At 67.2% G+C, this 12,477-nt stretch carries 10 protein-coding genes and 2 pseudogenes; 3 read left to right on the forward strand and 9 right to left on the reverse strand.

The window, feature by feature from the left end; all coding sequences use genetic code 11:
- The 6 genes and pseudogenes from MOM01_RS22115 to htpG form a co-directional block, all read right to left on the reverse strand.
- Nucleotides 1–373, reverse strand: a pseudogene (locus MOM01_RS22115) (esterase family protein); the annotation flags it as partial.
- Between the two features lie 696 nt (nucleotides 374–1,069).
- Nucleotides 1,070–2,125: an alpha/beta hydrolase gene (locus MOM01_RS22120; protein ID WP_441347292.1), complete on the reverse strand. Its 1,056-nt coding sequence runs from the start codon at nucleotides 2,123–2,125 to the stop codon at nucleotides 1,070–1,072.
- 274 nt (nucleotides 2,126–2,399) lie between these two features.
- Nucleotides 2,400–4,025, reverse strand: coding sequence for a chaperonin GroEL (gene groL / locus MOM01_RS22125; RefSeq protein ID WP_241387598.1), 1,626 nt, complete (start codon nucleotides 4,023–4,025; stop codon nucleotides 2,400–2,402).
- Nucleotides 4,026–4,320: 295 nt separating this feature from the next.
- A complete protein-coding gene (locus MOM01_RS22130) occupies nucleotides 4,321–4,845 on the reverse strand; it encodes a DUF6764 family protein (RefSeq protein ID WP_241387599.1) in 525 nt (174 codons plus the stop codon).
- A gap of 162 nt (nucleotides 4,846–5,007) precedes the next feature.
- On the reverse strand, nucleotides 5,008–5,784 hold the full coding sequence (locus MOM01_RS22135) for an HAD-IIA family hydrolase (RefSeq protein WP_241387600.1): 777 nt from the start codon (nucleotides 5,782–5,784) through the stop codon (nucleotides 5,008–5,010).
- A gap of 44 nt (nucleotides 5,785–5,828) precedes the next feature.
- Nucleotides 5,829–7,754: a molecular chaperone HtpG gene (gene htpG, locus MOM01_RS22140; protein WP_241387601.1), complete on the reverse strand. Its 1,926-nt coding sequence runs from the start codon at nucleotides 7,752–7,754 to the stop codon at nucleotides 5,829–5,831.
- A 122-nt stretch (nucleotides 7,755–7,876) separates the two neighbouring features.
- Here htpG and MOM01_RS22145 point away from each other — a divergent pair, with 122 nt between their 5' ends.
- Nucleotides 7,877–9,127, forward strand: a complete 1,251-nt coding sequence (locus tag MOM01_RS22145) for an NAD(P)/FAD-dependent oxidoreductase (protein ID WP_241387602.1) — start codon at nucleotides 7,877–7,879, stop codon at nucleotides 9,125–9,127.
- 82 nt (nucleotides 9,128–9,209) lie between these two features.
- Here the strand turns inward: MOM01_RS22145 and MOM01_RS22150 are convergent.
- Nucleotides 9,210–9,728 (reverse strand): annotated as a pseudogene (locus MOM01_RS22150) (PadR family transcriptional regulator); the annotation flags it as partial.
- A 107-nt stretch (nucleotides 9,729–9,835) separates the two neighbouring features.
- On the opposite strand from MOM01_RS22150, the gene MOM01_RS22155 reads away from it, so the two are divergent.
- Entirely contained in the window at nucleotides 9,836–10,372 is a 537-nt protein-coding gene (locus tag MOM01_RS22155) for a DUF1707 SHOCT-like domain-containing protein (protein ID WP_308197030.1), read from the forward strand.
- Here the strand turns inward: MOM01_RS22155 and MOM01_RS22160 are convergent.
- Nucleotides 10,314–11,105 carry an SDR family oxidoreductase gene (locus MOM01_RS22160; protein ID WP_241387603.1) on the reverse strand — a complete coding sequence of 264 codons (792 nt, stop codon included), beginning with the start codon at nucleotides 11,103–11,105 and terminating at the stop codon, nucleotides 10,314–10,316. The two genes, MOM01_RS22155 and MOM01_RS22160, sit on opposite strands and share 59 nt — an antisense overlap.
- Before the next feature lie 46 nt (nucleotides 11,106–11,151).
- Nucleotides 11,152–11,655: a pyridoxamine 5'-phosphate oxidase family protein gene (locus MOM01_RS22165; RefSeq protein ID WP_241387604.1), complete on the reverse strand. Its 504-nt coding sequence runs from the start codon at nucleotides 11,653–11,655 to the stop codon at nucleotides 11,152–11,154.
- 286 nt (nucleotides 11,656–11,941) lie between these two features.
- Between MOM01_RS22165 and MOM01_RS22170 the strand changes: the two genes are divergently transcribed.
- Nucleotides 11,942–12,406 carry an SRPBCC family protein gene (locus tag MOM01_RS22170; RefSeq protein ID WP_241387605.1) on the forward strand — a complete coding sequence of 155 codons (465 nt, stop codon included), beginning with the start codon at nucleotides 11,942–11,944 and terminating at the stop codon, nucleotides 12,404–12,406.
- Nucleotides 12,407–12,477 lie beyond the last annotated feature (71 nt).

A 12,477-nucleotide genomic window follows, 5' to 3' on the forward strand; every position in this document is an offset into this window, starting at 1 on the left:
GGCCCAGTGCGGGATCGTCGCGCACCCAGTCGGTGTAGTAGCTGAACGACCCGTCGAGCGGAGTGACCACGTTGACGTTCTTGTCCGCGAAGAAACCGTCGACATCCGTCTGGACATCCCAGGTGGCCGTCCCCTTGCTGCCGCCGGCACCGTTGAGGAGGTACAGCGTGGGCCGAGGTTCGCTCGGATCGGCAGGGGTGCGCACACGCAGTCGCACCACACGATCCATCGCCGCCGAATAGACATGGGCGACGACCGTGCGGTCGCTCTCGACCTCGAGGTGGGATAGACGCGAGGCGGGCTGCGCAGGAGAGACGGGCTCCGCAGACGTTCCCGCCGGCGCACCGAGTGCGACTCCCGCGGTTACCGTCAAGGCGACGAGCGTCCGCCGAATCCCAGCCGAGACCATCCTGCCCCTACCTCCTCCACTCGTGCGACCGGAGATTCCGGTTCGCCGCATCCGAAAACCGGGAATCCGGACAACCGGGACCATGTATACAGCACGAGTGCGCGCGAGGGCTACGGACGGACGGATCCTGTCGCGCAACTCCGGGCGGCGGGAGCCCCGAGGCCCCAGCCGCCCGTCGCCCGGACGCCTACAGCGAGCCGGTCAGCAATTCCGGAAGGATCACCAGGACCAACTGGACGAGTTGACCGATTACTTCGAGACCGTTCGAGATACTGCCCATCGTTCCTCCAGGTTTCCGCCGGAGACGTCATGCCTCCGGATCTCGGGTACAGCGGGACGGGATAGCGCAGAACAGCGTCGCGAGAACAGCGGGGTCAGCTGAGGAACGACGCGCTCTGGGAGAGCAGCGAGAAGATGAACGCGACGAGTTCGGTGATCGTGGTGCTACCCATGAATCCTCCTTGTGTGTGCGACCTATGACACTGCAGCACAGTCACTTTCGTATCGAGTGTGCCGTAACTCACATTACGTTGGAGGCGGTCGGCCCGTCAATACCCTTCGGACGAAGGATTTCCACGTAATCGGTTGTCAGAGAATATTTTTCATGCCATATATGCGCGTTCCGCCGGGACGGAACACGCTCGCAACAGGTTTCGGCCCCTACGCCCCGATGGCCTCCGCCAGCATCGGCCACGAGTTGTGGAGGTCGTCCTCCCAATAGCCCCACGAATGGGTGCCTGCGGCACGGAACTCGACATGCGCCGGAATATCGAGCTCGTCGAGGCGGGAGGCCAGACGGCGGGTGCAATTGTCGACCGCGGCCTCGATGACACCCCCCACCACGACCTGGTTCAGCAGCAAGGCGGGATTGCCGCCGACCGACCGGGCTCCCAGATGGTCGTGTTCGCCCGGCAGCCCGGTGCCGGACGAGACGTACAGGGCGTGTCCGCGCAACTTCTCGGCGTTCACGTACGGGTCGTTCTCGACCCACGCCGGGGCTCCCGAAGGGCCCCACATGTTCTCGACGTCCGCCTTGCTGCGACTCTCGACCACCGTCCGTACGTAGAGCCGCCCGAGCTCCGTACTGGTCTCGGCGCACCCGCTGTACGCACCGATCGCCTTGTAGAGGGAAGGGCGTGCAATCGCCAGGCTCAGCACCGACGTTCCGGACATCGACAGTCCCGCGATCGCGTTGACACCCGTGGTGCCGAACTCCTCGTCGATGATCGGCGGCAGTTCTCGCGTGAGGAAGGTCGTCCACTTGTTCCGGCCCAGTGCGGGATCGTCGCGCACCCAGTCGGTGTAGTAGGTGAACGCCCCGTCGAGCGGAGTCACCACGTTGACGTCCTTGTCGGCGAAGAAGCCGTCGACATCCGTCTGCGCATCCCAATTGGCGGTCCCGTTGCCGCCGCCGGCTCCGTTGAGGAGGTACAGCGTGGGCCGAGGTTCGCTCGGATCGGCAGGGGTGCGCACACGCAGTCGCACCACACGATCCATCGCCGCCGAATAGACATGGGCGACGACCGTGCGGTCGCTCTCGACCTCGAGGTGGGACAGACGCGCGGCGGGCTGCGCAGACGCTCCGCTCGGCGCACCGAGTGAGACTGCCACGGTCACCGTCAGCGCGACGAGCANCAGACGCGCGGCGGGCTGCGCAGACGCTCCGCTCGGCGCACCGAGTGAGACTGCCACGGTCACCGTCAGCGCGACGAGCATGTGCCGAACCCCAGCCGAGACCATCCCGCCCTACCTCCTGCGTTCACGCGACCGGAGATTCCGGTTCATCGGATCCGAAAACAGGGAAATCGGACAACGGACCCATATATACCGCACGAGGGTGCGCAAAGGCTACGAACGGATCGATCCGTCGCAGTAGGGCGCCCATCGCCGCCGGACCGATGGCCGGTCCTCCGCAGAGGCGACAGTGACGACAGACGACGAGGCCCGACCCCACCTGGTGGGATCGGGCCTCGTGTGGCTCAGGGGCGGATCAGAAGTCCATGCCGCCCATGCCGCCGGTCGGGTCGCCCACGGGAGCGGCGGCCTTCTCCGGCTTGTCGGCGACGACAGCCTCGGTCGTGAGGAACAGAGCCGCGATCGACGCAGCGTTCTGCAGCGCCGAGCGGGTGACCTTGACCGGGTCGTTGATGCCCGCAGCGAGCAGGTCCTCGTAGTCGCCGGTCGCAGCGTTGAGGCCGTGTCCGGCCTCGAGGTTGCGGACCTTCTCGGCGACGACGCCGGGCTCGAGGCCGGCATTGAAGGCGATCTGCTTCAGCGGAGCCTCGAGGGCGACCTTGACGATGTTGGCGCCCGTGGCCTCGTCACCCTCGAGCTTCAGGTCGTCGAGGACCGGAGCGGCCTGCAGCAGAGCCACGCCACCACCGGCGACGATGCCCTCCTCGACGGCAGCCTTCGCGTTGCGGACGGCGTCCTCGATGCGGTGCTTGCGCTCCTTGAGCTCGACCTCGGTCGCGGCACCGGCCTTGATGACGGCGACGCCGCCGGCCAGCTTCGCGAGGCGCTCCTGCAGCTTCTCACGGTCGTAGTCCGAATCCGACGCCTCGATCTCGGCGCGGATCTGGTTGACACGACCGGCGATGGCGTCGGGATCGCCCGCACCCTCGACGATGGTGGTCTCGTCCTTGGTGACGACGACCTTGCGTGCCTGGCCGAGCAGCTCGACGCCGGCGGTCTCGAGGGACAGGCCGACCTCTTCGCTGACGACCTCGCCGCCGGTGAGGATGGCGATGTCGGCGAGCTGGGCCTTGCGGCGGTCGCCGAAGCCCGGAGCCTTGACGGCGACCGACTTGAAGGTGCCGCGGATCTTGTTGAGGACCAGGGTGGACAGAGCCTCACCCTCGACGTCCTCGGCGATGATCAGCAGCGGCTTGCCCGACTGGATGACCTTCTCGAGCAGCGGCAGCAGGTCCTTGACCGTGGAGATCTTGGAGCTGACGAGCAGGATGTAGGGATCCTCGAGCACGGCCTCCTGACGCTCTGCGTCGGTGGCGAAGTAGAGGGAGATGTAGCCCTTGTCGAAGCGCATACCCTCGGTCAGCTCGAGCTGGAGGCCGAAGGTGTTCGACTCCTCGACGGTGATGACACCTTCCTTACCCACCTTGTCGATGGCCTCGGCGATGAGCTCACCGATCGCGGGATCGCCGGCGGAGATGCCCGCGGTGGCAGCGATCTGCTCCTTGGTCTCGACCTCCTTGGCGGTGTCGAGCAGCTTGGCGGTGACGGCCTCGACGGCCTTCTCGATGCCGCGCTTCAGGCCGAGGGGGTTGGCGCCGGCGGCAACGTTGCGCAGGCCTTCGCGGACGAGCGCCTGGGCGAGCACGGTAGCGGTGGTGGTGCCGTCACCCGCGACGTCGTCGGTCTTCTTGGCAACTTCCTTGACCAGCTCGGCGCCGATCTTCTCGTACGGATCCTCGAGCTCGATCTCCTTGGCGATGGACACACCATCGTTGGTGATCGTGGGGGCGCCCCACTTCTTCTCGAGAACGACGTTGCGACCCTTGGGGCCCAACGTCACCTTGACTGCGTCGGCGAGGCTGTTGAGGCCACGCTCGAGGCCGCGACGGGCCTCTTCGTCGAACGCGATGATCTTGGCCATTGCGAAGTGATCCTCCGGGTATGGGGGTGACACCAAGGGCGACCGCTCGTCGGGTCGACCTCATGTACGGGGAGCGACCGCTCGTCGGGTCGCTCCATGTACGCCTTCGGCCGGAATCAGTGCCCGCGACGGACGACCAGGGGTGTCGACGAACCCGGTCTCACCGTCCCGACCTGGCACTCACGTGTTGCGAGTGCTAAGTGCATTCTTAGCACTCGGGGGTGGCGAGTGCAAGATTACCGGCACCTGCCACCCCCGTCACGAAATCCGCGAATCGTGAGCTACGAGCTCGCGGTCAGCGCGGCGTCGAACCGACGCCCACCGCGCACCACTGCCCCGTCGCCGTGTTGACCGCGAACGACTGCGCACCGACACACGTGACGCCCGTGGTGTCCGCGGTCGCTCCCGAACCCCAGCCCGCGACCGAGAGCGTCGTCGCCGGACCCTGTGCCCACGAATGGCTCAGTCCTCCGCCGAGCGCGTACGCGAACGAACGGCCGCCGTCGCGTGCCGCACTGAGCGCGGTGCCGAAGCCCGTCGCATGCGATTCGGCGGCGCCGCCCGTCTGGGCGACCGACACGGCGGTGCCGCTGTCGGCCGCATGGGCGCGGGCGAAGGCACCCTCGGCCGTCGCACCACAGCTCGCGGTCTCCGACACGAGGATCTCGTTGGCAGAGGGAGGGGACACGCACGTCACCGGCGCGGCCGCGGCGGTGCCGGTACCGAGCACCGCGGCCGAGGCCACGCCGACGGCGACCAGCACACCGGCACGGAGCGAACGACGCGCGGTGAGAACGGAACGGAACGAACGAATGGACAAGAACGGCTCCTCTGCACTGGAGTGCCTCTCCGCGGAAGGCGGCGTCTGCGCGGACAGGGACGAGAGCCCCGTGTGGACAAGGGGCGAGTGCCCCGTGCGAACAGGGGGCGAGCGCCCCGGCGGTAGGGTACCGATCACTCGCGCCTCACGCGAGATCACGTGTCACAGGGTGTCGAGGAGCCCGGGAAGATCCGCGACGGAATCGACGACGTGATCGGGACGATCGACGGCCAGATCGAGTACCGACTGCCGGAACTTTCCGGTACGCACCAGAACTCCCGTCATCCCGAGCCGCTGACCGGGCACCACCTCACCCGCGAGGTCGTCTCCGACGACCACCATTCGGTCGGGTTCGATCCCCATCCGCTCCGAGGCGACGAGGAAACCGCGCAGGGAGGGCTTGCCCACCGTCACCACCGACCGGCCGCTCAGTTCCTCGAGCCCGGCGAGATAGACCCCCGTGTCGATGCGGAGCCCGTCCGCGGCCTGCCAGGACAGCGCCCGGTGCATCGCGATCACCGGCACGCCCTCGAGCATGAGTTCGGCGACGCGGCTCATCGCACGATGGGTGAAGGCGTCTCCCGCCCCTCCGAGGATCACGACCTCGGGATCGTCCTCGTCGAGGTCGATGCCCTCGAGATCCGCGGCGATGTCACCTTCGTCGAGGACCCAGCAGCGACGGCCCGGATAGGTCTGCCGGACGTGCTCGACGGTGAGGGACACCGCGGTGACGATCTCGTCCGGATCCACATCCATCCCGAGATCGTCCAGATTGCGGGCGATCTCCGCACAGGTCCGGGAGGTGGTGTTGGTGAGGAATGCGCGGCGGACGCCGTCGGCACGCAACCGTGCCAGCACGTCCGCCGCGCCCGGGACGGGGTGCCGGTCGGTGACGAGCACACCCTCGATATCGAACAACACCCCGTCCACATGGCTCATGGCTCGAGCCTATCCGCGCGGTCACTCGCCGCGAAACGCTCGGCCTACACGCTTCCCGCGAGACGCTCCGCGAGCAGACGGGTGAAGCGTGCCGGGTCCTCCACCTCGCCGCCCTCGGCGATCAACGCCATGCCGTAGAGCAGTTCGGCGACATCGGCGAGCGAGGCGTCGTCCGGCCGTTCGGTCCGGGCCGTGCGCAGACCGGAGACGAGAGGGTGGCCGGGGTTGAGCTCGAGAATCCTCTTGACCCGCGGCACCGGCTGACCCGACGCCTTGTACATGCGTTCGAGCGCGGGCGACATGCTGAAGGTGTCGCCCACGATGCAGGCCGGCGAAGCCGTCAGGCGCGACGACAGGCGCACGTCCTTGACGTGGTCGTCGAGCGTCTCCTTCATCCACGACAGCAGGTCGCCGAACTCCTTCTCCTTCTCCTCGCGCTCGGCTTCGGCGGCCTTCTTCTCGTCCTCTGTCCCGAGATCGACGTCGCCCTTGGCGATGGACTGGAAACGCTTGCCCTCGAACTCCGGAACCGAGGTCACCCACATCTCGTCCACCGGGTCGGTCAGGAGCAGGACCTCGATGCCCTTGTCCCGGAACGCCTCCATGTGCGGGGAGCTCTCGAGCAGCTGCCGCGACTCACCGGTCAGGTAGTAGATCGCCTCCTGGCCGTCCTTCATGCGCTCGACGTATTCGGCGAGAGTGGTCTGCTCCTCCTCGCTCGCGGTCGAATCGAAGGACGAGATCGTCAGCAGGGTCTCGCGGTTGTCGGTGTCGGAGATCAGACCTTCCTTGACGACCCGGCCGAACTCGCGCCAGAACGTCCGGTACTTGTCCCGGTCGTTCGCAGCCATGTCCTTGACCGTGGCGAGCACCTTCTTCGTCAGTCGCCGGCGGATCGCCCGGATCTGCCGGTCCTGCTGCAGGATCTCACGGGAGACGTTGAGCGACAGGTCTTGTGCGTCGACCACACCCTTGACGAAGCGCAGGTATTCGGGAACGAGATCCTCGCAGTCGTCCATGATGAACACGCGCTTGACGTACAACTGCACGCCGGTTCGGCGTTCGCGAGCGAACAGGTCGAAGGGGGCGTGTTCCGGAATGAACAGCAGCGCCTGGTACTCGAAGGTGCCCTCGGCCTTCATCGGGATGATCTCGAGCGGCTCGTCCCAGGCATGGGCGATGTGCTTGTAGAAGTCCGTGTACTCCTCGTCGGAGACCTCGTCCCGCGAGCGCGCCCACAGCGCCTTCTGCGAGTTGAGGGTCTTGGTCTCGAAGGTCACCTCGTCGGTGCCGTCCTCCGACTTCGTGGTGCGTGAGACCTCCATGCGGATCGGCCACGCGATGAAGTCCGAGTACTTCTTGACGATCTCCTCGAGCTTCCACTGCGAGGTGTAGTCGAACAGGTGGTCCTCGGCGTCCTCGGGCTTGAGATGCAGCGTCACCGAGGTGCCCTGCGGAGCATCGTCGTCCTCGGCGATGGTGTAGGTGGATTCGCCGCTCGACTCCCAGCGGGTGCCCGTGCTCTCCCCCGCCTTGCGGGTGACCAGGGTGACCTTGTCGGCGACCATGAACGACGAGTAGAAACCGATGCCGAACTGGCCGATCAGCTCTTCGGAGGCCGCGGCGTCCTTGGCCTCCCGCAGCTTCTGCCGGAGCTCCCCGGTGCCGGACTTCGCGAGAGTGCCGATGAGATCGACGACCTCGTCCCGGTTCATACCGATACCGTTGTCGCGGACGGTCAGCGTCCGAGCGTCCTTGTCCACCTCGAGTTCGATGTGCAGATCCGAGGTGTCGACGTCGAGATCCTTGTTTCGGAACGACTCCAGACGGAGCTTGTCGAGAGCATCCGAGGCGTTGGAGATCAACTCGCGCAGGAAGGTGTCCTTGTTCGAGTAGATCGAATGGATCATCAGATCCAGCAACTGTCGCGTCTCGGCCTGGAATTCACGCTGTTCGACGTTCGTACTCATTCCGGGTTCCCTTTCCACAAGCAGAACTTCCCCGGAAATAGTAAGCCGTTCCCGAGCACGGCCCGGTAGTCGCTTCCGGGTCCATGATGGAGACGCGGGCTTCGCTGACGGAGGAGGTTGCGATGACGGTTCGCCGGACCCTGGTCGTGGGCGCTGGGATCGTGGGGCTGTCCACCGCATGGTTCCTGCAGGAGCGCGGCGTCGAGGTCACCGTGTTCGATCGGATCGGTGTGGCTGCGGACGCATCGTGGGGCAATGCGGGCTGGATCGCTCCGGCCCTGACGCTGCCGCTGCCCGAACCGGCGGTGCTGCGGTACGGGCTGCGCTCGGTGTTCCGCCCCTCGTCGCCGGTCTACGTACCACCCACGACGGACGTCCGTATGCTGCGTTTCCTCGCGGACTTCGCGCGGCACTGCACGACCCGGCGCTGGACGTCGGCGATGGAGGTGTTCGCGCGCGCGAACCGTCTCGCCGTCGCCGCGTACGACGACCTCGCCGTGGGGGACTCCGGCGGAGCCGTCACCGAGCAGCCCCGGCTCGCCGATCCGTTCCTGGCCGTGTTCACCGCGGGCTCCGATCGCCGACTGCTGACCGACGAGTTCGAACGCGCCCGTCGCGCCGGCGGCGAGATCGACTACGACCTGCTCGACGCGGACACCGTGCACTCACTCGAACCGATGCTCGGTGACGCGGTGCGGTTCGGCGTGCGCATCCGGGGACAGCGATTCGTCGATCCGCCACGATTCGTCGAGGCCCTGGCGGACGCGGTGCGGGCGCGTGGCGGGGAGATCGTCACCGGCGCCGAGGTGAGGGGGGTACGCGACACCGGTCGCGGAGTGGACGTCGCGATCGACGGCGGGGATGCGTATTCGGCGGATGCCGTGGTGCTCGCGACCGGGGCGCGACTCGGAGCACTCGCGCGCGGGTTCGGTGTGCGCACGCGCGTCCAGGCCGGCCGTGGGTACAGCTTCACTGTGCGGCCGCAGAGCGTGCCGAAGAACCCGATCTACTTCCCCGCGCAGCGGGTGGCGTGCACACCCTTGCACGACAGGTTCCGGGTGGCGGGGATGATGGAGTTCCGCCGGCCCGACGCTCCGCTCGACCCCCGGCGCGTGCAGGCGATCGTCGACGCGACACGTTCGCTGCTGCGGGATGTCGACTGGGAATCGCGGCGCGAGGAGTGGGTGGGTTCGCGTCCCTGTACCGCCGACGGGCTCCCGCTGGTCGGTCGCACACGCTCGGAGCGGGTCTTCGTCGCGGGAGGACACGGGATGTGGGGTGTGGCTCTGGGTCCGCTCACCGGCCGGTTGCTGGCCGAGGCGATGACCGGCACGCCGGATCCGTTGCTCCGATCGTTCGATCCGCTGCGCTGATCGCAGCGGCCCCACCGTGCGCTGCGGCCCGGTCGTCCGCATCGTCCCGGTCGTACACATCGTCCCGGTCGTACACATCGTCTCCGGATCCGAGGAGATCGCGCACGCGGTCGAACCAGTCGAGGACCGCCCGCTCGTAGAGGATGCCGAAGTCGAGGGTCGCCGCGGCATGTGGCGGAAGCAGCCCGGAAGCCGACTGCCGCTCGTAGTCGGCGAGCTGCTCCTCGTGCCTCCTGCGGTGATCCGCGAGTATCACCGAGAGCCGTTCGGGCGGTAGGTGATCACCGAAGGTGACGGTCAGCAGCAAGGGGTGGCGGATGTTCTCGTCGCCCGGATCCCGGTCGATCCATTCTGCGAACGCCCGTCGCCCGGCTTCGGTGAGCGCGTACGGCTTGCGGTCGCGTGGGCCCTTCTCCCCGGCCTCGATCAGCCCGTTCCGTTCCATGGTCGCCAGTTCGCGGTAGACCTGACTGGTGGTCAGCGACCAGAATTTGCCGATGCGCTGCTGGGCCGTCGACACCAGGTCCCACCCCGTCTTCGGGCTCTCGTGCAGGAACCCGAGCAGGGACGCGGCGGTCGCATTGAGCGGGCGTCCGGTCATCACCGATCCTCTCTCGATCCGGATGGCGAAAGGTCTTGACATTCCACTGTGGCATATCCACCCTGAAAGACGGCGACATTCCACTGTGGAACCTCCTGGAGGACACCATGGAGCACACATCCCGCCCTACCGCCTCGCACGGATCCGGCGCCGCGCCCTCTCCGACACCGACCGCACTGCGCGTCTCGGACGCCGAACGAGAAATGATCGTCGACGAACTCGGACGCCACCTCACCGCGGGCAGACTGACGATCTCCGAGTTCGACGAGCGCGTGGCGCAGGTCTACCGCGCCACGACGCAGAAGGAGGCCACCGCGGTCCTCGACGATCTGCCACCCGCGCCTTCACCCGCCGGGCATACCGAGCGCACCCCTCGACGTGGGCGCCTTCCTCTCCACCAGCGTGTCGAGTGGAGCGCATGGCTGGCCGTGGGATCGATCAACCTCGTGGTGTGGGCTCTGGTCTCACTGGGCACAGGTTCGATGATCTACTTCTGGCCCGTCTGGGTGATCGTGCCGTGGGGCCTCGTGCTGGCCGTGCGTAGCGCGCTGGGGATCGAAGGCGGTCCGGGCCGGCACCCGGCGATCATGCCCCGGCATGCAGTGCATCCGCACTGTGGGCGATCGAGTCGAACCTGGCACTGACGTTCCCGAGATAGTGCGGGTGCGTGAGGATATAGGGAGTGTCGAGCGCGATTCCGCGCACGACGATCTCACCGGCGGTCTCGGGTGCCATGCCCGCGTCGCCGCCCTTGATGTGGTCCACCCGCCGGACCTCACCACCGAGCCGCGCGGTGCTGTCGTCGAGCCCGGAGCGCACCAGGCCGGGGCACAGGACCGATACGCCCACGCCGGCCGGGGCGAGTTCGGCACGCAGCGCCTCGGACATCGAGACCACCGCGGCCTTCGCTGCGCTGTACACACCGCGCCCCGGCACTCCTGCGGTCAGCCCCATGACGGACGCCGTGTTGACGATGTGCCCGCGTCCACGCGTGCGCAGATCGCCGGCGAAGGCCGAGATACCGTTGAACACACCGGTGACGTCGATGTCCATGACGGTGGCGAACACCCGCGGATCGAGATCTGCGAAATCGACTCCGTTGAACCCTATTCCGGCATTGTTGACGAGGATGTCGACCGGGCCGAAGACATCCTCCGCGTCCCGTTTGACGCTGCGCCAGCCCTCGGGATCGCGGACGTCGAGGACGGCACCGCGGAAGGCACCCGGCCGATCGGCGAGCGTCGCATCGATCGCGGCGCTGTCGATGTCGGCGATCGTGACGGCCACTCCGTGTCGAGCGAGCGCGTCCGCGATGCCGCGGCCGATACCGCTCGCGCCGCCGGTGACGAGGGCGTGCTGTGCGGAGGAGATGTCCATGCCGGGGACTCCGTTCGTCGGGGTGTTTCCGGGTGGTCGTCGATGTTCAGCGGGACCGGCGGAGCTTGCCGAAATCCCAGCTCCGCATGCTGTGCGGCGTGACCCGCAGCCACGCATGGTGGCCGTCGACCACGAATTCGTCACGACCGGCGTACTTGCGCGCGAAGGACAGTTCGACGCCGCGCAGCAGGTCGTCCTCGCCGGTGCGCGGCACGGCGTCCGGCCGGGACCCGCGCGGGACGTCGCCGACACTCACCGCGCTACCACGCACCTCGACGCCCCGCAGATCCGTGAACTGCTCGCCACCGTCGACCACGACGGCGACGCGCGAATCCTTGTGCAGGTCCGTCCATCGGCGGCTGCGCACGAGCGAGTTCAGCCAGAGGAACGCACCGTCCCAGACGAACCAGAGCGGGGCCACATGCGGGCTTCCGTCGCCGCCGAGAGTGGCGACGTGGCAGGTTCGCTCGGTCGAGAGGAAGAGATCGATCTCCTCTTTCGTCATCGAGATTCCACCGCCGCGCGTGCGCACCGTCCCGCTACCCGTCATCAGGCCTCCACGTGCACGAGTCGTGTAGAGAACAACATTCTCTCAATCGAGAGAGATGTTCTCATCCGGAGGGGCCGAAAACAAGCATCGGGAGGCCCGGGCCGTCTGCGACGGTCGGGCGCGTCCCGCGCACCGCCTGCCCCACCACCCGGCGGATGCATCCAGCCTCGCGGTCCGACGAGCTCGGCACGTGACCGCACTCACATCGTCCGTTAGGATCGACGGCGATTCTGTTACTTCCGGTAGCAGATATACGGGACCTGATCCCTCGAGAACAGGAGTACACGTGTCGAAGACCCTCGAGGCCACGATCGAGATCGCCGCCTCCCCCGACCAGGTGTGGCGAGTGGTGTCCGATCTGAAGCGGATGGGCGAATGGAGCCCGCAGTGCCGCCGGATGATCGTGCGCGGCGGGCCGGTATCGGAAGGCACCACCACGATCAACATCAACAGGAAGGGCCTGCTGGTGTGGCCCACGACCTCCAAGGTCGTCACCTTCGAACCCGGACGGCGCCTGAGCTTCCGGATCAACGAGAACCGCACGATCTGGTCGTTCACCCTCGAGCCCACCCCGGCCGGCACGCGAGTCACCCAGCGGCGCGAAGCCCCCACCGGGACCAGCAAGGTTTCGCAGACCCTCGTCAAGTATGTTCTCGGCGGCACCGACGCGTTCGACGACGAACTGACGACGGGGATGAACGCGACCCTCGCCCGGCTCAAGAACGAGATCGAGGCGGGCGCGCGGGTCTGACCCTCGACCATCGGTTCACGTACGCTGGAGTGCCTGTGGACGACGAGGACCCGCCCGTGACGGGCGGGTCC

The organism is Rhodococcus sp. CH91 (assembly GCF_022554085.1).
In the GTDB taxonomy this organism is placed as follows: Bacteria; Actinomycetota; Actinomycetes; order Mycobacteriales; family Mycobacteriaceae; genus Rhodococcus.

What these genes read in the sequence shown, in the direction of transcription:
- groL (WP_241387598.1), bottom strand. Translation starts at nt 4,025, where the DNA reads ATGGCCAAGATCATCGCGTTCGACGAAGAGGCCCGTCGCGGCCTCGAG.
- MOM01_RS22135 (WP_241387600.1), bottom strand. Translation starts at nt 5,784, where the DNA reads ATGAGCCATGTGGACGGGGTGTTGTTCGATATCGAGGGTGTGCTCGTC.
- htpG (WP_241387601.1), bottom strand. Translation starts at nt 7,754, where the DNA reads ATGAGTACGAACGTCGAACAGCGTGAATTCCAGGCCGAGACGCGACAG.
- MOM01_RS22145 (WP_241387602.1), top strand. Translation starts at nt 7,877, where the DNA reads ATGACGGTTCGCCGGACCCTGGTCGTGGGCGCTGGGATCGTGGGGCTG.
- MOM01_RS22155 (WP_308197030.1), top strand. Translation starts at nt 9,836, where the DNA reads ATGGAGCACACATCCCGCCCTACCGCCTCGCACGGATCCGGCGCCGCG.
- MOM01_RS22160 (WP_241387603.1), bottom strand. Translation starts at nt 11,105, where the DNA reads ATGGACATCTCCTCCGCACAGCACGCCCTCGTCACCGGCGGCGCGAGC.
- MOM01_RS22165 (WP_241387604.1), bottom strand. Translation starts at nt 11,655, where the DNA reads ATGACGGGTAGCGGGACGGTGCGCACGCGCGGCGGTGGAATCTCGATG.